The organism is Antribacter gilvus, from assembly GCF_003946865.1.
In the GTDB taxonomy this organism is placed as follows: Bacteria; Actinomycetota; Actinomycetes; order Actinomycetales; family Cellulomonadaceae; genus Antribacter; species Antribacter gilvus.
This window is the reverse complement of record NZ_QXTH01000007.1, coordinates 81,167-98,997: the sequence shown is the minus strand read 5'-3', so window position 1 is coordinate 98,997 and position 17,831 is coordinate 81,167. Positions and strand designations below refer to the sequence as shown.

Here is a 17,831-nt window from a genome sequence, read left to right as displayed (position 1 = left end):
GAATGGCCCCCGACGCAGCCCTGACGCACGCTGCCCGCACCGTCCGCGTCGTGCCCCCGGAGCCGGAGCGGCGCGGCCACCTCGCCGTCGGCGACCCGCAGGGAGCCACGAGCCGCATCGAGGTGACGAGCCGATGGCTGGAGCGCGACGGGCGGCCGTGGTTCCCGGTCACGGGCGAGATCCACTACTCGCGGATCCCGCGCGAGCGGTGGTCGGAGGTGCTGGGGCACGCAGCCTCGGGCGGGCTCACCTCGGTCGCGACGTACGTCTTCTGGCAGGCGCACGAACCCGAGCCGGGCGACTTCCGCTGGGACGACAACCTCGACCTCCGCGCCTTCGTGGAGCTGGCCGCCCACCACGGTCTCGACGTGGTGGCGAGGATCGGCCCGTGGGCCCACGGCGAGGCCCGCCACGGCGGCTTCCCCGGCTGGCTCGTCGAGAGCGGCCTGCCGACCCGCACGAACGACCCCGCCTACCTCGAGCGGGTCCGCCTCCTGTACGGGCGGATCGCCGCCCAGCTCGCGGGCCTCACGCACGCGGACGGCGGCCCTGTCGTCGGCGTCCAGATGGACAACGAGCTCTACGACCAGCCGCAGCACCTCGCGACCCTGCGCGAGATCGCGGAAGAGCTCGGGCTCCGGGTGCCCGTCTGGACCGCGACCGGCTGGGGCGGCGCGCAGGTGCCCGAGACCCTGCTCCCCGTGTACTCGGCCTACGCGGAGGGCTTCTGGGAGGAGTCCGACACCGAGTGGGCTCCGTTCGCCGCCTTCCACTTCCGGTACAGCGCCGTCCGCGACGACCTCACCGTCGGGGCCGACCTCCGCGAGGCGCTGGACGGCATCGTCCTCGACCCGGGCGCCGTGCCGCTCAAGGACGACTCCGCGGTCCCCTTCGCCATGTGCGAGCTCGGGGGCGGGATGCACGTGGCCTACCACCGGCGCCCGCTCGTCACGGGCCAGGACGTCGACGGCGTCGGCCTCGCCAAGATCGGCAGCGGCTCGGTGTGGCAGGGCTACTACATGTACGCGGGCGGCACGCAGCGCGTAGGCCCCACCGGTCCGGAGCAGGAGTCGCACGCCACCGGCTACCCCAACGACGTGCCGACCCTGACCTACGACTTCAACGCGCCCGTCGGCGAGCACGGCCAGGTCCGGCCCCACCACCACCTCCTGCGGCGACGCCATCTCTGGCTGCACGCCGAGGGTCACCGCCTCGCCACGATGGCGCCCCAGGTGGGCGGCGGCAGCGAGGACCCGGAGGAGCTGCGCTGGGCGATCCGGTCCGACGGCCGCAGCGGCTACCTCTTCCTCACCACCTACCAGCCCGCCCAGCGGCCGCTGCCCCCGCAGGAGGGGGTCCAGGTCACCGTCGCGTTCGACGACGGCGACGTGACCGTCCCCACCCAGGCTGTCGACCTCCCCGCCGGGCTCACCACCGTCTGGCCGCTGCGGTACGAGCTCGCGGACGGCCTCGTCCTGCGCAGCGCCACCGCGGAGGTGGTCACCCGCCTCACGGACCAGTCCGGCGAGATCGTGGTCCTCGCCGCGGCCGACGGCGTCCCGGTCGAGCTCGTGGTCGAGGGCCAGGTCCCGGTGGGCGGCTCGGGCCGCACCGCTGCGGGGTCCGACGACGGTGCCACCGTCGTCCGGCTCGCTGCCGAGCCGGGGCCCGCGTGCGTCGTCGAGCTGCGGGGCGTACGCGTCCTGGTGCTCGACGCCGCGAGCGCGAACCGCCTCTACCGGCTCGACGTGGCGGGCCGCGAGCGCCTCGTCCTCTCCGACGCCCCCGTGTACGCGGAGGACGGCGGCCTGGTGCTGCACACCTCCGAGCCGGTCTGCACGGTGGCGCTGCTGCCGGCACCGGCGACGCTCACCGCCGACGGCGCGCCCGTCCCCGGCGGCGCACAGGACGGCCCCTGGCGCCGGTGGACGCTGCCGGTCCCCGCCGCCGGCACCCGCACCCTCGTCTCGGGCCTGGCCCCCGTCGCCGCTGCTCCGCCCGAGCCGGTGCGCGGTGGCCCCATGGACCGCCTCAGCGCGCCGACGGACTTCTCCGGGGCGGCGGCGGTGGTCGTGGACGTCCCCGCCGAGGCGCTCGCCGGGGTGGACCGCACCCTGCTGCGGGTGCGCTGGACGGGCGACGTGGGCCGGGCGTTCGTGGGGGAGCGGCTGGTCGGCGACCACTTCTGGCACGGGCGCGACTGGGACGTGGACCTCACGCCGCACGCCGCTGCGGTCGCCCAGCACGGCGTGCGGCTCGAGCTGCTCCCGTGGCGGGCCGCGACCGGCGTGTGGGTGGACCCGACGGTCCGCCCGGTGTCGGACGGCCTGACCGTCGAGTCGGTGGACGTGGTGCGCGTGGCCCGCGTGCGCCTGGAGGCGACGGAGGGCTGAGCGCCGAGGGCCAGACCGACGGCTGGCTAGATGCCCGTCAGGCGCTCGGTCGGCTGGCCGGTGATCTTCGCGATGAGCTCGAAGTCCTTGTCCACGTGGAGGACGGTGAGGCCGGCGAGCTCCGCGGTCGCCGCGATCAGCAGGTCTGGGATCGACGGAGCGCGATGGAGGCCTTCGTCGGCAAGGCGCAGCTGGACCTCCAGCGCGCGAGCCTCCGTGGCAGGTGACAAGTACTCGACGGGCAACATCGAGAGTGGAGGATTCTCGAGCTCGGTCCTCGCCTCTCGGCCGCTTCGCGCCGAGAATCCCAGTTCGAGCAACGTGATGTTGGAGACTCGGACCAGGCCTCGGTCGATCCTTGTCACCCACTCCTCGGCTTGGCGCGATGCGCCGAGCCGAACGTACGCTGACTTGTCCACCAGCCAGTGGTTCACCGCCATGCGGCGTCCATGACGTCGGGGTCGAGGGCGTCAGCGAAGGCGTCTGCCGTTCGCCGGAGGTCGTCGACGCTGAGGCTGCCCCTCCCGCGCCGGACATCCTGGGCGAGGCGCCGCCGGAGGTACTCCGTGCGGGAGAGGCCAAGGTGGGAGGCCTGGGCGTCGATCGCCCGCACGACCTCGTCGGGCACGTCTCTGATCAGGATGTCACTCATGAGAACCGCCTTTCGCTCGCGCGTGGTGTTATCACATGATATCCCGGCAGGCGGCTTCTGTCAGGGGCACAGCCGGGCGGCGTCGCGCCGGTACATCGCGGCGTGCTCCAGGAGCTCGGGACGTCCGGTGGCGCGGGAGTGGTCCTCGGACCAGTCGGCGAGGTCGAGCAGCCGTCCGACGGCGGCGCGGAGCACGTCGGGGCTGCTGATCCCGGCGTCGGCCCCGTACGCCGCCAGGAGCAGGTCGAGCCGCGCGTGCGGGTCGAGCCCGGGAGGCGGCGGCGTGTCCTCGCCGAACGGGCAGATGCGGTATGCGAGGTAGCCGAGGTCCCGGACGCGCGGCCCCGGGGCGGCCATGTCCACGTCGATGAACCCGGCGAGCCGCCCGTCGGAGTAGACCATGTTGTACGGCGCCACGTCGTTCAGGCAGATCACCTCGGCCGGCTCCTGGGCGGGGAGCCGCCAGGTGGCGCCGTCGCGCGGGAAGCCGGCGCTCGCGTCGTGCCAGCGGCGCAGGAGCGTCGCGGCGTCGGCGAGGACCGTCTCGTCCCAGATCCAGTCCGGCTGCGGCCAGCCGCCCACCTCACCGGGGAGGTGCGAGAGCACCTCGCGACCGCGGCTGTCGATGCCGAGGGGCGCCGGGACGCCGTCGACCCCGTGCGCCCGGACCCAGGCGAGCAGGGCGTGCACGGTGGGGGTCCACGGGCCTGCGGCGCGCCGCACCGTCTCGCCGACCCGTACGACCGAGCTGACGTTGCCGCCGTCGAGCGCCTCTTCGTCCGGTCCCATGGACGGCCAGGGTACGTGCTGCTCAGCCGAGGCCGCGCAGCCCCACCGAGTTCTCGTTTCCCGACGTCACCAGGTGCCCGGCGGCGGCGAACGGCACGTCGGTACCGAGGTCGCCGGACCAGAGGACCTCGCCGGTCCGGACCCCTATGCCGAAGCCCGCGTAACCGGAGGCGTTGCCGACGGTCGCGCCCCGGGCGTACACGACCAGCGCGATCCTCCCGTCGCTGAACGCGCTCAGCGCCGTGCCCCCGGCGAGCACGACGGCGGAGCCGTCGGTGAGCCCCACCTCATGGGGGACGGCCCAGGTCCACAGGTTCTCGCCGCTGGTCAGGTCCACGGCACGGACCGTCCGCAGCTCCTGCTCCTCGAAGATGACGACTCCGTCGGCGACGATCAGCACCTGCGTGTTGGTCGCGGTGCTGAGCGGTAGCACCGTGCCGTCCGGGCGGTGGGCGTCCAGTCCTTCGATGGTCGTCGTGAACATCACGTCGCTGCTGCGGTCCGTGGCGAGGGGGAACACCGGATAGCCGGGAATCTTGTGGAGCACCGAACCGTCGGGCGCGAGGATCTCGGCTCGCGGGCTGGACTCGGCCTCGTCCCACCCGGGGTAGACCCGGAGGTGCGTCCCGTAGACCTCGTCGACGTACGAGCCGAAGGGCTGGTCCAGCTCCTGCCCGTCCGACGTGAACGCGGCGTCGATACCGCAACCGGTGATGCGGACCAGGCTCTGGCGCACCACGACCTCCAGGTCGTCGTGCACGAGGAGCGCCCGCGACGCCGACGGCCCCTCGAGGATGCTGCACCCGTGGATCGTGCCGCCGTGGTCCACCGGCGCCTCGAACGCGACCGTGTGCTCCCAGCGCAGCGCGCCGGTGGCGGCGTCCTCCAGGCGGACCACCACGTCGCGGCCGCGCAGCTCACCGCCGGTGGGGAGGCGGCACGTGCCGCTCCCGTCGCAGGTGACCTGGGGGGCGGGCACCCCGGGCCCCACCCGCTGGACGCGCAGGAGGCTCCCGTCGGGCCCTGGCCGCGGGGAGCCGGAGCGGTCGGTGAGCGGGCGGGTGGCCTCCAGGGCCCCGCCCGGGCGCACCACGAGCACGTCTCGCTCGTCCAGGCACACGAGCCGGTCGACGTCGGGGAGCCGGCTGAACCAGGACGTGGTGTCCCAGCAGCTGATGGTGGCTCCCGCTGCCAGGCTCCACCGCACCTCCCCGGTGGACGGGTCCACGCCGTCGAGGCCGTCGAGGTCGCGCGTCACGAGAAGCCCGTCGAGCACGGCCACAGGCTCCAGCACGTCGTCGATCCGCCAGCGCAGCTCGGGCAGCGTCTCGAGCGAGACCATCCCGCCAGGGGCCCGCGACATCGCCTCGCGGCGGTCGCGCTCCCGGGCCTCTCCCGCCCCCACGGCCGCGATCGCGGCGGCGACCCCGGCGGCCGCGACCGGCACGAGCACCTTGTGGTATCGCCTCATCCACCGGGTCACGCTGCCCGACGGCGCCACGACCGGCTCCGCGAGCGCCTCACTCTGCTCGCTCTCGTCGACGAGGTCGAAGGTGTAGGCGTCGTCGCCCGGGTGGTGGGCCATAGCGGGAGCGTAACCCGGGGCCGTTCCGCTCGGGAGCGGACCCGCCTCAGCCCGGCCCCGTCTACGCTCGGCACGTGAGAACCGGTGTGCGCAGCCTTGTCCTGGTCGTCCGGTTCCTGCTGGAGCTGGCCCTCGTGGCCGCAGTGGGCTGGTCGGCCTGGATGCTTTCCGACGGGGTCTGGCGGTGGGTCCTCGCGCTCGCCGTGCCGGCTCTCGTCGTCGTCCTCTGGGCGCGCTACCTCTCGCCCAAGGCCGCCGTGGAGCTGCCGCCGCAGGCCCGGTTCGCGCTGGAGCTGCTGCTCTTCGCTGTGGCCGCTGTGTTCCTCTCCTCCGCCGGGGCGAGCGCGGCCGCTGCCACGCTCGCCGCCGTGTGGGTGGTGCACCGCGTCGCCCTCGCCCTGACCGACGACGTGCGGAGCCCGCTGGAGGGCTGACCGCTACGGGGCGGGGACCGGCTCGCGCGGGGCGGCCGAGAGCAGGGCGATCGCCCCGAGGATCACGACCGTCCCGGCGATCCCGGCCACCGTCAGGCGCTCGCCGAGGACCAGCGCGGCCGCGATCGCGGCCGTCACCGGCTCGAGCAGCGTCGCCACGGCCGCCGCGCTGCCCGGCGTGGTGCGGAGACCGGCGTTGAACAGGGCGTACGCCAGGGCCATGGTGAAGACTCCGAGGTAGACCAGGCCCGCGGCGCCCGGGAGGGTCGTCGGCGCGGCGAGCATCCCGGCGAGGTCGACGGCGGCCACCAGGGGGACAGCGACCACGGCTCCGGCCGCGGTGGTCGCCGTGGTGACCAGGAGCGGGTCGCCCGAGCGCGCGAGCCGGCCGGCCACCGAGACCGTCACCGCGTAGACCGTGCCTGACGCCAGGGCGAGCCCGAGGCCCAGGAGGGGACGCGGGGCGGCCGGGCCGACGTCGGACGTGGCGACCAGCGCGAGCCCGAGCACGGCGAGCCCGACCGCCCAGAGCTGGGCGGCGCCGGGACGGGGACCTGACCGCCGCCCACGGACCGCCTCCGCCACGGTGAGGAGGACCGGGGCGACGCCGAGCGACACGACCGTCGCGACCGAGACGCCCGCCGAGACCACGGCGCCCAGGTAGAGCGCCTGGTACGCGGCGGTGCCCACGCCGACGACCACCACCGCGAAGGGGTGTGCCCGGGCGACGCGGACCGTGGCCGTCCAGCGGCGCGTCGCGGCCACCGCGACGACGAGGACGACGGCGGCGACCAGGGTGCGGTATGCGCTGATCGTGAGGACGGAGAGGGGGACGTGCTCGCGGACGAGCTGGACGGCGAGACCGCCGGTGCCCCAGAGGACACCAGCGGCACAGACCTGCAGGAGGCCCGCGCGGGCGGAGGTACGGGCGCCGGCGCTGGTACGGGCGCGGGCAGTGAAGTGGCGGGGCATGAGTGCTCCAGGAGTGAGACCAGGACGAGGACACCGTTCCGGGAGCACGCCAGGTCACGGCCGCGCCGCTGCGGCTGCTGCCGCGGGGGGCCGTACGACGCGCTCCGGTCAGACGACCGGAGGCGGCAGGACGAGGTGGCGGTGCGTCGGGCTCACGGGCCCAGGATGCCACGCGGGGCGGCCCGGCCGCGGGCTGAGCGCTGCCGCTGTGCACTAGCGTCGCGGTCATGAGAATCCTCCTGATCGGTGCCACGGGAACCCTCGGCTCCGCCGTCGGCTCGGCCCTGGCCCAGCGCGGCCACGACCTCGTCACCGTCGGCCGGACAGCCGGTGACCTGCGGTTCGACGTCGCCCGCCCGGACGACGTCGGCCGTCTGTACGAGGCCGCCGGAGCCGTGGACGCCGTCGTGTGCGCCGCGGGTGACGTGCCGTTCAAGCCGATCGAGGAGATGACGGCCGACGACTACCGCGCCGGCTTCGAGGGCAAGGTCCTCGCGCAGGTCGAGCTCGTCCGGCAGGGGCTGGCCCACGTGCCGGAGCGCGGCTCGTTCACGCTCATCACGGGAGTGCTGGCCCGCGAGCCGATCGTCTCCGGGACCGCGGCGTCGATGGCGAACGGCGCGGTCGAGGCGTTCGTGCGGGCGGCGGCGGTCGAGATCGCGCCGCGCCGCGTGAACGCGGTCAGCCCGTCCGTCTTCACCGAGTCCCTCGACGCGTACGGCGACGCCTTCTCCGGGTTCCCGCCTGTGGACCTGGCGGACGTGGCGCAGGCGTTCGTCCGCTCGGTCGAGGGGCCGGAGACGGGCCGGGTGTTCGTGCTGTAGGGCTGCCGGGTTCCCGGCGCCGGGTGATCGGTAGTTCGTTGCATGATCGGCAGTTCGAATTGCCGATCATGCGACGAACTACGGATCACACGGGCGGGCGGCGCGCGGCGGCGCGCCGGGCGCTGCGGCGATCAGTCCCGCGGCGTCAGCCGGATCACCGGCAGCCTCCGGTCGGTCTTCTCCTGGTAGTCGGCGAACTGCTTCGCCTCGGCGATGATCCGGCCCCAGGCTTCGTCGCGCTCGGCGCCCTGGAGCTCCTCGGCGACTGCGGCGACCTTGCGCCCGGCGAGCTCGACGGTCACCTGGTCGGGGTGCGCGGCGAGGTTGTGGTACCAGCCGGGGTTGGTGGCGGAGCCGCCCACCGAGGCGACGACCAGCCATCCGCCGGACGGGTCCGGGAACCAGGCGAGGGGCGACACCCTCTTCTCGCCGGACTTCCGGCCGACGGTCGTCAGCACGAGGATGTTCATGCCCATCATCGGCCTGCCGGACCGGCGCGCGCGGGGCGCGAGCAGCTTGTTTCCCCAGCGGAAGAGCCAGTTCGGGATGTGTGTCCCGTGGGTTCCCTTGGGGTGGCTGAAGCTCATGAGGCACCTTTCGTCTGAGACGCGCGCTCGGGGGATGGTCGCGCAGCACGACCGTAGCGCGTGGTCCCTGGGACAGGTCACCGGGACGGACGACACGTGTGTCGACCGAAAGGGGGGAGGCGCCGGTCACCGTGATGTCGAGAGCGCTGCCGCCTGGCTCACTCAACCCAGGGTGAGAGCCAGGCGAGCGCCCGCTCAGCATTGCCGTGGTGCTGCTCCGGGACGTTCTGCAGCCCGCGGGCGACCCGCTCTCGGTCCACGAGGCGCGCATCGAGGAGGGCAGCCACGAAGTTGCGGTCTTTCTCTCGCAGAGCGCAGAGCTTCGCGACGCAGACGTCCTCAGGTGACAGGCACCAGCCGGTGAACTGCGGCTCACCGGCCGGAGCGGCAGTGTTTCGGTTCTGGACCTTGACGAGGCGGTCGCGCCAGCCGCTCGGCAGAATGGCCGTCTCGAGGTCGACGCCGTCGATGCTGAAGCCGTGCAGTTCCTCGAAGGGCGACAGCTCACCGGCCACACCTTCGATCAGGTCGGCCAGCCGGCCGGTCTCGGCGTTGTCGACCGCGATCGGAAGCACGTCGATCTCGACTGACATGGTCGCTTCCAGCGGCAGTTCCTCCTCATTGAAGGTGCCGAGGATGGCTTGAGAGCCCACGACGATGACTTCGTCGTGCCCGATGATCTGGCACGCCGTGCGGATCGCGTGCTCCAGCTGGTCTCGGCGCATCAGCTCGCCTCCGCCAAAGCCCTGAGGCGATCGCTGTCGCCCAGGAGGCCGCTCATCGGCGAAACCTCGCGCATCTCGATGCTGTCGCGGTCGAGGCCCGTCAGTGCGCGGTGCAGACCGAGAATGTCTCCGTCGTTCAGGAGCTGTTGCCAGCGATCGAGGTTGCGCACGTGCGGCTGACCGGTGACACGGCCGCGGAGGCGCGCAAGGTTCCGCTCCATGAGAGGCCTCCACTCGGGCAGGGTCGACGGGTTGAGCTGACGGGAAAGCTCGCGGTGAAGGCGCCAAGAACGATCCTCAGAGCGCTGCAGGTCAGGTCGGACCGACCGTCGGACGACTTCAAGGCGGTAGCCCATACACGAGAGCAGACGGTCGAGCATCGTGTCGCTCAGGTCGGTTCGACCCGACAGGAACTGGCTGATGCTGGGCTGGCGAACTCCGCTCAGGCGCGAAAGGTCGGATTGTGTGGTCCCTGTCTTCAACATCACGTCTCGTAGCAGGTCTGCTCGTCCCATGAGGCTAGTATATAGCAACGAGTGCTATAGGCGCCGAGCCGCGAGTCGGTGGTCACGCCGGAAGGGCCCCCGTCCAGGTGGACTCTCGGCGGGCGTGGGCGTAGAGCGTGTCGACGTCGAACTCGCGGACCTCTCGTCCGGAGTGGTCTTGGAGCCAGGTGACGAGTCCCCGCGGCGTGAGGGCGGGGACCGGCGCGTCGGGGTCGGTCTCCTTGGCTGTGATGGACGCGGCTCCCACGAAGACCAGCATCGGCTGCGCTGCCACGTGGATCCCCGTGGCGTTCGTGAGCGTCGTGGACGCCCGCCGGGCCTCGGCGCGGGCGCGATCCACGATGGGACTCCCGGGGCCCGTCCCGCCGTGGGTCCTACCGACCCAGACTGCCTTTCCTCGGTGATGCTTGGTGTTGATCGTGAAGACGCCGTTCGGACCGATCACCAGATGGTCGATGTCCTTGTCGGGGTTGAATCGGTCGACGGGGTCGGGTACCGAGTGGAGGACCCGCCACCGCGGGTCCTTGCGGACGAGTCGGTCGAGCTCCTTGCCGACGACACGCTCGCCGACCAAGCCCAGGTACCAGGGGTCACGCCGCGAAGCGCCGGTCAGGTCGAGCAGAAGGCTCCACAGGCGGGACTGGCTTTGCCGGTCCTCGGCGATCTTGCGGACCAGGCTGTGCCCCGGCCGGTTCAGAGCGAGGTCGCGGCCGGTATGCCGCGTGGCAGGCTCGGTGGCGCTGACGAGAGCCTCCGCGGGCTCCGTGCTTGCGTCCCCGACGGGCTCCGTGCTTGCGTCCCCGACGGGCTCCGGTGCTTGCGTCCCCGACGGGCTCCGGTGCTTGTGCGGAATGCGGCACACGCTGGAGGATCCCCGCTTCCTTGGCGGCTCTCCAGGCCGCCGCCACCGCGGTGATGAGCGGTTCGTGCTCCGCCGAGCCGTGGGGCGGTACGGCCACGGGGCGATCCTCCACGAGGCACCAGTAGCCGAGCTGCGACCCGTCGGGCAGCCGGACGAAGAGGCGCGGGGTCTTTCCATAGCCGGGCCAATGGTTCACGTGCACGACTCGCCCGCCGACGGCGATCTCGTAGAGAACAGGGGTCATGCAGGGCACTCTAGGTGTGTGTCTTGATCTGCGCCCGGCGAAGCTGTGATGCTCCGCCGCGCTCCACGGCGAACGGAGCGGGCCCCCGGTCCGAGAACCGGGGGCCCGCTCCGTCGTCGTCGTGCCGTGCGTCAGCCGCAGTGCTCGAACGGGCTGGTGTAGCTGGAGCTGCCGACCGACCCGCCCCACCTGACGCAGGTGTTCGGTGCGGACCGCTTGACCGGGCCGGCGTAGTAGCCGTAGCTCCCGGAGTCGGTGGTGCGGGTCGAGCCCTGCGGCTCGAGGAAGGCCGACACCGCCGTCGGGTTCCCCAGGTTCGTGGACTTCAGTGTGACCACGCAGTTGTTGCCGTTGCTGGAGTTGTACATGAGGTAGACGCGACCGGCCGTGCCGAGCGCGGCCGAGTCGACCTGGGTGAAGCCGCTCCCGCAGACCTCGCCGGGCGTGTACGGGTTGGACGACCCGCACGCGTTCGTGCTCGTGACGGCCTTCTTCTGGCCGAGCGAGACGGTCACGCCGTCGACGGTGGGGCTGGCGTCCACGGTGCCGGAGGCGTTGCGCTGCTCGTAGTGGAGGTGCGGCGCGCTCGAGCCGCCCGTGGAGCCGACCGTCCCGATGACGGTGCCCTGGCTCACGGACATGCTGCCGCCGGCCCCGCGGACCATCGAGGCGAGGTGGGCGTAGCGGGTGCGGGTGCCGTCGCCGTGCACGACCTCGACCCACTTGCCGTAGCTGGTGCTGCCGGCGTCCCTGAAGTGGGCGGTGCCGCCGGCCGTGGCACGGACGGTCTCGCCGTTGATGGCGTCGCTGCCGTAGGTCTGCCAGTCGATCGAGCCGGACGGGTTGTGGCCGCCGCTCCAGTTGTTGGCGTAGAACGTCTTGCCGCAGTTGAACGGGGACTTGTGCCCAGCCAGCTGGACGCTGACGTCGGCCGAGGCCGGGGCAGGGGTCATGGCGAGCGTGAGGGCGACGGCGGCAAGTGCAGCGAGGAGCCAGCGCATCGAGATGGGCCTGACGAGCGAGGAGTTGGTGGTCAACGTGCTCTCCGTTCTATGGCGGTCCGGTACGAGGAGGCTATGGGTGAACGGTGAACATAACCATGGGCTGTTCTGACCATTGACCAAACATTTCTTGACTGTTTGGCTCGTGCGCCGCCGGTCCGGGCCTGCCGCCCAGCCGGACCAGGCCGTCCCGTCAGCGCGCCAGCCGTTCCACCACGGCGCCGTAGAGCCACGGTGCTCGTGACGCCGCGGGAACGATGACCCCACGGGCGGGGCTCGAGGCCCAGGCGAGCAGCCCCGACGTGAGTGCGCGGTAGTCCCGGGTGGCGGTGCGCCACGCGCGTTCGTACGCAGCGGCGTCGTCGAGGTGCCGGACGGCCGCCTCCGCCTGGGCGAGGCCCACGCGGACTCCCTCGCCCGTCAACGCGTCGACATAGCCCGACGCGTCGCCCACGAGCCGCACCCGGCCCGCCGACCGCCGCCGCGACCGACGGCGCAGCGGACCCGCGCCGAGCATCGGCCCGGCGGACGTCGCCGCGGCGAGCCGGGCGCTCAGCTCCGGGAACTGCGAGCGCAGGTATACGTCGAACCCCGCCCCCGCAGCCACCGCCGTCGCACGGGCCCCGAGCAGCGCGACACCGACCGTGTCGGCGGCGACGGGCGTGACGTAGGCCTCCGCGTGCGGCGCCCAGTGGACCTCGACCAGGTCTGTCCACGGCGCCACCTGGAAGTGCCGGCGCAGGCCGAACCGGTCGCGGGCCAACCCGTCGCGCGGGCCTGGGCCGACCTCGAGCCCCGCCAGCCGGCGCACCGTCGAGTGCAGGCCGTCGCACCCGAGCACCCAGCGGGCGCGCAGCGTGAGCGGAGCCCTCCCGCCGGTGCCGTCGGCTCCGCCCGTGCCGTCGGCATTTCCGGTCCCGTCGTCACCACGGCCGGGCACCACCTCGACGTCGACGCCCGTGGCGTCCTGCCACAGGGCGGTGAGCCTGCCGTGCAGGAACGTCGCGCCGACGTCGGCGGCGCGCTCCCGGAGGGCCGCGTGCAGCACGGTGCGCCGCACGCCTCTGCCCGGCCCGCCGGTGAACCGGTGGTCGGCGTGCCCGCCGGCCACCCGGTAGCTGATGCCGGCGAGCACGTGTCCCGGGGGATCGGTCCCGAGCGCCTGCACCGCCTGCAGGGCTCCGGGGAACAACCCCTCGCCGCAGGCCTTGTCGAGGGTGCCCGTCCGCCGGTCCACGACCAGCACGTCGAGCCCGGCGGCCCTCGCGTGCACCGCCGCCGCCAGGCCGACCGGCCCGGCACCTACCACCACGACGTCCGCGTCCACGGCGCCGCGCGTCACGCCGCTCCCCGTGTCCCGGTCGTGGCGAGCCGGAGCGCCCGCTCCTCGGCCGGGATGCGGAAGCGGGCGAGCAGCACCAGGTTCAGCACGGTGAACCCGACGGCCGTCACCCAGCAGGTGTGCACCAGCGGGAGGGCGACCCCCTCCGCCACCACGGCCACGTAGTTGGGATGGCGCATCCAGCGGTAGGGGCCGGCCGAGACGAGCGGCAGGCCCGGCACCACGATGATCCGGGTGTTCCAGCGGCGCCCCAGCGTCGTCACGCACCACCACCGCAGTGCCTGGCTCGCCACGACGAGGACGAGCATCGGCCAGCCGAGCCACGCCAGGAACGGCCGTCCGGCGAGCACCGCCTCGGCCACGCAGGCCACGAGCAGCCCGGTGTGCAGCGCCACCATGGCCGGGAAGTGCCCTCGCCCCGACTCGACACCGCCACGGGCGAACGACCACCGGGCGTTGCGGGCCGACACCACCAGCTCGGCCAGGCGCTCGACCGCCGTGGCGGCCACGAGGGCTATGTAGAGACCGAGCATCTCAGCGGCCCTCCAGCTGCAGCAGGACGAGCTCGCACGAGACGCCCGGGCCGAAGGCCATGAGCACGGCCGGAGAACCTGGCGGGGCGTCGGAGCGGGTGAGCGTCCGGGCGAGGACGTCGAGCACGGACGCCGACGAGAGGTTGCCCGCCTCGGCAAGGCTCGCACGGCTCTCCCGGACGGCGTCCTCGGACAGCCCCAGGGCGTCCCGCACCGCGTCGATCACGCGCGGTCCGCCTGCATGCACCACCCACGTGGGCACCTCGGCCGGTGTCAGGCCGTGCTCGGCGAGCAGGTCCTTGACGTCGGCGAGCAGGTGCGCGCGCAGCAGGTCGGGCAGGCCCGCGGAGAGGACGATCGCGAAGCCCGTGTCACGCACCTCCCAGCCGAGCGCCCCCGTGGTGCCCGGGTACAGCCGCGAGCGGGTGTCGAGCACCTTCGCTGTGCGCCGCAGACTGCTCGTTACCGGTCGCTCCCCGGGCGCCGACGTCGGCCGCGCCAGCGGGTGCATCGCACCCACCACGACGGCGGCCGCCGCGCCGTCACCGAACAGGCCGGACGCCACCAGGTTGGCAGTGGAGTCGTCACCATGCTGGAGGGTCAGCGAGCACAGCTCCACCGACACCAGGAGGGACACGTCGCGAGGGCGGCCGAGCAGGTGGTCGTGCACCCGCGCCAGCCCGCCGGCGCCGCCGGCACAGCCCAGGCCGAACGAGGGCGTGCGCCGCACGTCGCTGCGCAGGCCGAGCCGCTCGGCGAGCAGCACGTCCAGCGACGGCGCCGCGATCCCCGTCACCGACGTGGCGAACACGTGGTCGACGTCTGCGGCCACGAGTCCGGCGGCGGCAAGCGCCCGTCGGCACGCCCGCTCGGCGAGCAGCGTGCCCTCGCGGACGAAGACCGCGTTGGCCGCACCCAGCGACCCGAGACCCGCGTACTCCTCCAGCGGCAGCGCGAGATGACGCCGGTCCACGCCGGCGCTCGCGTGCAGGCGGCGCAGCACTGCGGTCCGTGCCGGGTCGGGCGCCACCAGCGGTCCCACGACCGCGGTGATCATCTCCTGGGCGTACACGTGCTCGGGCAGGATCGGCTCGACAGCCACGACACGCGACATCACAGCATCCTGGCGCAGGACCGGGCAACCCGCGCGGGGGACCCGCCGCAGTACCGTGACGGTCATGGTCTCCGGTACCGACGCACGCGACCTTGCCCGTGGGCTCGTGCTCGCCAGCCACGCCGCTCCGGCCGCGGTCGTGACCGGCCTCGCCGCCGCGCTCGCCGCCGCCCTGGGCTCCGGAGGGCCCGTCGTCGCGCTCGTCGCGCTGGCGGTGGGCACCGGCCAGCTCTCCGTCGGGTGGTCCAACGACTGGATCGACGCGCCGCGCGACGTCGTCGTCGGCCGTACCGACAAGCCGGTGGTGGCGGGGCTCGTCACGGCCCGGACCCTGCGCGCCGCCGCACTGGTGGCGCTCGCGGTGTGCGTCGTGGCCTCGCTCGCGCTCGGCGCCGTGGCCGGGGTCGCACATGTCGTGGCGGTCGCCGGCGCGTGGGCGTACAACGCCCTTCTCAAGACGACGGTGTGGTCCTGGCTGCCCTACGCGCTGTCCTTCGGGCTCCTGGCGGTCTTCGTCGTGCTGGCGGCCCCTGGCCCACGCGTCCCGGCAGGCTGGGCTGTCGCAGCGGCGGCGCTCCTGGGCGTGGGAGCGCACGTGGCCAACACGCTGCCCGACCTGGAGGACGACGCCGCGACGGGGGTGCGGGGGCTGCCGCACCGCCTCGGCCGCCGGGCGTCCGGCGTGCTCGCCCCGGGTCTGCTGGTGGTCGGTGCCGCCGTGGTGGTCGCCGGCCCTGTCGATGCCCCCAGCCCTGCCGCCTGGGTCGGCGGGGCGGTTGCCGTCGGCCTGGCTCTCGCCGCGGGCGTCGTGGCGGTCACCCGGCCGCGCAGCCGCGCGCCGTTCGGCCTCAGCATGGGGGTGGCCGTGGTGTGCGTGGTGCTTCTCGCCCTGGCCGCGCCGGACATGGCGGTGCTCCCGTGACTGTGGTTCCACGCCGTGCTGCCTCGTGCTGGGGTGCGCGCCAGACTGCTCCCACGACCGCCTACGGGCCGCTACGCGCACCTGGAAGCGGTCTGGCGCGCACACCTCACGCCCTCGTGACCGCCTACGGTGGGCGCGTGCCCGAGATCCATGTCGTCCAGCGCCGCGCCGAGCACCTCAAGTCCGCGGCGGAGGCGCTCCGCCTCGTCCATGAGCGGGACGGATACCCGATGGTCTGGCCTGAGGACCCTGTCGCCTGGCTCTCGCCAGGTCGTTCGCTCGACGGCTGGGTCGCGCTGCTCGACGGCGCGGTGGTGGGCCACGTGCTGCTGGTCGAGGGCGACGTCGTCGAGCACGCCGCGGAGGTCGCTGTGGCGGCGAGTGTCGCCGTCGCGCAGCTCGCGGGCGTGAGCCGCCTGTTCGTCGCCCCGGCAGCGCGAGGCGGGGGAGTCGCGGCCGCTCTGCTCGACCGGGCGCTGCGGGCGTCGGCCGAACGAGGCCGCCGCCTCGCCCTGGACGTCCTGGACGACGGCGGCCCGGCGGTCCGCCTCTACGAGCGGCTGGGCTGGGCCCGAGTCACCTCCGGCCCAGCAGGCTGGACCAGGCCCGACGGCGAGCGGCCACAGGCGGCGGCCTACCTGTCGCCGGGCTGACCGGGGGGCGCCGTCCGGCGGCATCAGGCCAGCTCCTGCTCCAGGAACGAGGTGTGCGGGTCATGGACCAGGCGGGCACGGGCGCCGTTGACGAGGATCAGGTGCGGCGGGACGTGGCCGCAGTCGACGTCGGCGATCACGGGGACGCCCAGAGGCCGGAGCGCGTCCAGCACTGCCTCGTCCTGCGTGAGGGTGGGGGAGCCGGGAGCTGTCGTGCGTCCCACCAGGACCGCGGCGGCTCCGTCGAAGAAGCCGCTGAGGCGCATGCCGTGCAGAGAGCGGCAGATCGAGAACGCGCTGTCCTCACAGGCCTCGACGTAGACGATGAGCGGCTCGCCGCCGCCGGTGCCCCGGAGGGACGCCGGGTCGGCGAAGCGGGTCCCGGCCAGGTGGTGGAGGGTCTCGATGCACCCGCCGATCAGACGACCCGAGACGTCGACGTCGCCGGTGCCGCCGTCGAGGCGCCGCCAGCCTCCCGTCCCGTTCCAGGTGTGCCGGGTGGGGGTCGGATCGTCCTCCCACCGGTCCCAGTCGTTCGCCCGGTGTATGCCGGGAGGCGCCTGCCGGAAGGTACTCACGGGCCCGCCTTCCTCGTCGTACCCGGAGACGAGGTCGAACCAGTGGAGCAGGCCGGCGGGCGGTTCGTACGGGGTCTCCATGAGGTTGTCGCCGTGCACGGTGGCCCAGCCGGACACCAGGGTCAGCGGCACCAGGAGCGTCGAGATGTCGGAGTAGCCCACCACCCATGTGGGCTCGGCGTCGCGCAGGGCGTCGAAGTCGAGGAGCGGGACCAGGTCGATGGCCGTCTCGCCGCCCCACGGCGGCACGACGGCCCGGATCGACGGGTCCAGGAGCATGCGCATCAGCTCGTCGGCGCGGGCCTCGGCCGGAGCGCTCACGTGCGAGGAGCCGTCCAGGCAGGCGCCGACCTCGACGTCGGCGCCGTGATCCCGCAGCCACGCGACGGCGACGTCGAGCCGACCACGGAGGTGGGCCGGAACTCCTGAGGAGGGTGACGTGACGCCGATCCGGTCACCGGGCTGGAGGAAGCGGGGATAGCGCACCATGGCCGGATCCTTCCACGGCGGGAACGGCGTCCGGGACTGTCGGTGGGTCGCCGTACGGTGGAGCCGTGAACCGTGACGCAGCACCTCTCGCGTACGTGGTGTTCCCGACGGTGATCGGGCCCTGTGCGCTGGTCTGGGACGAGACGGGAGCCGTCGTCGGCTCGACGCTGCCGCAGGGCGGCGAGGGTCAGGTACGGCAGGCTGTCCGGCGCTGGTACCCCGGGGCGGTGGAGGCTCCGCCTCCAGCCCCGATCGCCGACGCGGCTGCCCAGGTCGCGGAGCTGCTGGCCCAGGGCACGGGCGACGTCGCCGCGGTGCGCCTGGACATGAGCGCCGTCCCGGACTTCGATCGCCGGGTCTACGAGGTGGTGCTGGCGATCCCGCCCGGGGAGACGCTCACCTACGGGGAGGTCGCCGCGCGGCTCGGAGCGCCCGGTGCGGCGCAGGCCGTCGGGCAGGCACTGGGACGCAACCCGTTCCCGCCCATCGTGCCGTGCCACCGGGTGCTGGCCGCCGGGAAGAAGATCGGCGGCTTCTCCGCTCGGGGCGGGGCGCGCACGAAGCTGCGGATGCTCGAGACGGAGGGTGTCTACCTCGAGCAGCCGACGCTCTTCGACCTCTGACTG

20 protein-coding genes are annotated in these 17,831 nt (G+C 73.5%); 6 read left to right on the top strand and 14 right to left on the bottom strand.

The window, feature by feature from the left end; translation table 11 throughout:
- Positions 1–2: 2 nt before the first annotated feature.
- Entirely contained in the window at positions 3–2,393 is a 2,391-nt protein-coding gene (locus D1350_RS13255; RefSeq protein ID WP_125776499.1) for a beta-galactosidase, read from the top strand.
- 26 nt (positions 2,394–2,419) lie between these two features.
- Here D1350_RS13255 and D1350_RS13250 read toward each other — a convergent pair whose 3' ends face one another.
- The 4 genes from D1350_RS13250 to D1350_RS13235 are packed head-to-tail and all read right to left on the bottom strand — an operon-like array spanning position 2,420 to position 5,419.
- A complete protein-coding gene (locus tag D1350_RS13250) occupies positions 2,420–2,833 on the bottom strand; it encodes a PIN domain nuclease (RefSeq protein ID WP_125776498.1) in 414 nt (137 codons plus the stop codon).
- On the bottom strand, positions 2,824–3,045 hold the full coding sequence (gene vapB, locus D1350_RS13245) for a type II toxin-antitoxin system VapB family antitoxin (protein ID WP_125776497.1): 222 nt from the start codon (positions 3,043–3,045) through the stop codon (positions 2,824–2,826). The genes D1350_RS13250 and vapB overlap by 10 nt, the downstream gene beginning before the upstream one ends.
- Before the next feature lie 60 nt (positions 3,046–3,105).
- Positions 3,106–3,834, bottom strand: coding sequence for a phosphotransferase (locus D1350_RS13240; protein ID WP_125776496.1), 729 nt, complete (start codon positions 3,832–3,834; stop codon positions 3,106–3,108).
- A 22-nt stretch (positions 3,835–3,856) separates the two neighbouring features.
- Positions 3,857–5,419, bottom strand: a complete 1,563-nt coding sequence (locus D1350_RS13235; RefSeq protein WP_125776495.1) for a PQQ-binding-like beta-propeller repeat protein — start codon at positions 5,417–5,419, stop codon at positions 3,857–3,859.
- Between the two features lie 74 nt (positions 5,420–5,493).
- Here D1350_RS13235 and D1350_RS13230 point away from each other — a divergent pair, with 74 nt between their 5' ends.
- Positions 5,494–5,853, top strand: coding sequence for a YrdB family protein (locus D1350_RS13230; protein ID WP_125776494.1), 360 nt, complete (start codon positions 5,494–5,496; stop codon positions 5,851–5,853).
- Between the two features lie 3 nt (positions 5,854–5,856).
- Here the strand turns inward: D1350_RS13230 and D1350_RS13225 are convergent, their stop codons facing one another.
- Positions 5,857–6,825, bottom strand: a complete 969-nt coding sequence (locus D1350_RS13225; protein WP_125776493.1) for a DMT family transporter — start codon at positions 6,823–6,825, stop codon at positions 5,857–5,859.
- A 227-nt stretch (positions 6,826–7,052) separates the two neighbouring features.
- Here D1350_RS13225 and D1350_RS13220 point away from each other — a divergent pair, with 227 nt between their 5' ends.
- Positions 7,053–7,649, top strand: a complete 597-nt coding sequence (locus tag D1350_RS13220) for a short chain dehydrogenase (protein ID WP_125776492.1) — start codon at positions 7,053–7,055, stop codon at positions 7,647–7,649.
- A gap of 131 nt (positions 7,650–7,780) precedes the next feature.
- On the opposite strand, the gene D1350_RS13215 is transcribed toward D1350_RS13220, so the two are convergent.
- From D1350_RS13215 to D1350_RS13180, 8 genes are all read right to left on the bottom strand, one after another.
- Entirely contained in the window at positions 7,781–8,236 is a 456-nt protein-coding gene (locus D1350_RS13215) for a nitroreductase/quinone reductase family protein (RefSeq protein WP_125776491.1), read from the bottom strand.
- A 158-nt stretch (positions 8,237–8,394) separates the two neighbouring features.
- On the bottom strand, positions 8,395–8,961 hold the full coding sequence (locus D1350_RS13210) for a DUF6036 family nucleotidyltransferase (RefSeq protein ID WP_125776490.1): 567 nt from the start codon (positions 8,959–8,961) through the stop codon (positions 8,395–8,397).
- Positions 8,961–9,476, bottom strand: coding sequence for a helix-turn-helix domain-containing protein (locus D1350_RS13205; protein ID WP_240644083.1), 516 nt, complete (start codon positions 9,474–9,476; stop codon positions 8,961–8,963). Before D1350_RS13205 ends, D1350_RS13210 begins: the two co-directional genes overlap by 1 nt.
- 52 nt (positions 9,477–9,528) lie before the next feature.
- The gene (locus tag D1350_RS24140; RefSeq protein ID WP_206074530.1) at positions 9,529–10,329 is read right to left on the bottom strand and encodes a nuclease-related domain-containing protein; all 801 of its coding nucleotides are present in this window, start codon (positions 10,327–10,329) and stop codon (positions 9,529–9,531) included.
- A 375-nt stretch (positions 10,330–10,704) separates the two neighbouring features.
- Complete coding sequence (locus D1350_RS13195) at positions 10,705–11,610, bottom strand: M23 family metallopeptidase (RefSeq protein WP_240644082.1); 906 nt, start codon at positions 11,608–11,610, stop codon at positions 10,705–10,707.
- Positions 11,611–11,767: 157 nt separating this feature from the next.
- Positions 11,768–12,916: an NAD(P)/FAD-dependent oxidoreductase gene (locus D1350_RS13190; protein WP_240644081.1), complete on the bottom strand. Its 1,149-nt coding sequence runs from the start codon at positions 12,914–12,916 to the stop codon at positions 11,768–11,770.
- Positions 12,913–13,449 carry an isoprenylcysteine carboxyl methyltransferase family protein gene (locus D1350_RS13185; RefSeq protein ID WP_125776489.1) on the bottom strand — a complete coding sequence of 179 codons (537 nt, stop codon included), beginning with the start codon at positions 13,447–13,449 and terminating at the stop codon, positions 12,913–12,915. The genes D1350_RS13190 and D1350_RS13185 overlap by 4 nt, the downstream gene beginning before the upstream one ends.
- Before the next feature lies 1 nt (position 13,450).
- Positions 13,451–14,563 carry a type III polyketide synthase gene (locus D1350_RS13180; protein ID WP_125776488.1) on the bottom strand — a complete coding sequence of 371 codons (1,113 nt, stop codon included), beginning with the start codon at positions 14,561–14,563 and terminating at the stop codon, positions 13,451–13,453.
- Positions 14,564–14,627: 64 nt separating this feature from the next.
- Between D1350_RS13180 and D1350_RS13175 the strand changes: the two genes are divergently transcribed.
- On the top strand, positions 14,628–15,485 hold the full coding sequence (locus tag D1350_RS13175) for a UbiA family prenyltransferase (protein WP_125776487.1): 858 nt from the start codon (positions 14,628–14,630) through the stop codon (positions 15,483–15,485).
- A 137-nt stretch (positions 15,486–15,622) separates the two neighbouring features.
- Positions 15,623–16,138: a GNAT family N-acetyltransferase gene (locus D1350_RS13170; RefSeq protein WP_206074529.1), complete on the top strand. Its 516-nt coding sequence runs from the start codon at positions 15,623–15,625 to the stop codon at positions 16,136–16,138.
- A 23-nt stretch (positions 16,139–16,161) separates the two neighbouring features.
- Here the strand turns inward: D1350_RS13170 and D1350_RS13165 are convergent, their stop codons facing one another.
- The gene (locus tag D1350_RS13165) at positions 16,162–17,205 is read right to left on the bottom strand and encodes a S66 family peptidase (RefSeq protein WP_125776486.1); all 1,044 of its coding nucleotides are present in this window, start codon (positions 17,203–17,205) and stop codon (positions 16,162–16,164) included.
- A gap of 65 nt (positions 17,206–17,270) precedes the next feature.
- Between D1350_RS13165 and D1350_RS13160 the strand changes: the two genes are divergently transcribed.
- On the top strand, positions 17,271–17,828 hold the full coding sequence (locus tag D1350_RS13160) for a methylated-DNA--[protein]-cysteine S-methyltransferase (protein ID WP_125776485.1): 558 nt from the start codon (positions 17,271–17,273) through the stop codon (positions 17,826–17,828).
- The last annotated feature ends 3 nt before the right edge of the window (positions 17,829–17,831 follow it).

What these genes read in the sequence shown, in the direction of transcription:
- D1350_RS13210 (WP_125776490.1), bottom strand. Translation starts at nt 8,961, where the DNA reads ATGCGCCGAGACCAGCTGGAGCACGCGATCCGCACGGCGTGCCAGATC.
- D1350_RS13225 (WP_125776493.1), bottom strand. Translation starts at nt 6,825, where the DNA reads ATGCCCCGCCACTTCACTGCCCGCGCCCGTACCAGCGCCGGCGCCCGT.
- D1350_RS13250 (WP_125776498.1), bottom strand. Translation starts at nt 2,833, where the DNA reads ATGGCGGTGAACCACTGGCTGGTGGACAAGTCAGCGTACGTTCGGCTC.
- D1350_RS13185 (WP_125776489.1), bottom strand. Translation starts at nt 13,449, where the DNA reads ATGCTCGGTCTCTACATAGCCCTCGTGGCCGCCACGGCGGTCGAGCGC.
- vapB (WP_125776497.1), bottom strand. Translation starts at nt 3,045, where the DNA reads ATGAGTGACATCCTGATCAGAGACGTGCCCGACGAGGTCGTGCGGGCG.
- D1350_RS13175 (WP_125776487.1), top strand. Translation starts at nt 14,628, where the DNA reads ATGGTCTCCGGTACCGACGCACGCGACCTTGCCCGTGGGCTCGTGCTC.
- D1350_RS13220 (WP_125776492.1), top strand. Translation starts at nt 7,053, where the DNA reads ATGAGAATCCTCCTGATCGGTGCCACGGGAACCCTCGGCTCCGCCGTC.
- D1350_RS13235 (WP_125776495.1), bottom strand. Translation starts at nt 5,419, where the DNA reads ATGGCCCACCACCCGGGCGACGACGCCTACACCTTCGACCTCGTCGAC.
- D1350_RS13240 (WP_125776496.1), bottom strand. Translation starts at nt 3,834, where the DNA reads ATGGGACCGGACGAAGAGGCGCTCGACGGCGGCAACGTCAGCTCGGTC.
- D1350_RS13165 (WP_125776486.1), bottom strand. Translation starts at nt 17,205, where the DNA reads ATGGTGCGCTATCCCCGCTTCCTCCAGCCCGGTGACCGGATCGGCGTC.
- D1350_RS13215 (WP_125776491.1), bottom strand. Translation starts at nt 8,236, where the DNA reads ATGAGCTTCAGCCACCCCAAGGGAACCCACGGGACACACATCCCGAAC.
- D1350_RS13180 (WP_125776488.1), bottom strand. Translation starts at nt 14,563, where the DNA reads ATGTCGCGTGTCGTGGCTGTCGAGCCGATCCTGCCCGAGCACGTGTAC.
- D1350_RS13205 (WP_240644083.1), bottom strand. Translation starts at nt 9,476, where the DNA reads ATGGGACGAGCAGACCTGCTACGAGACGTGATGTTGAAGACAGGGACC.
- D1350_RS13255 (WP_125776499.1), top strand. Translation starts at nt 3, where the DNA reads ATGGCCCCCGACGCAGCCCTGACGCACGCTGCCCGCACCGTCCGCGTC.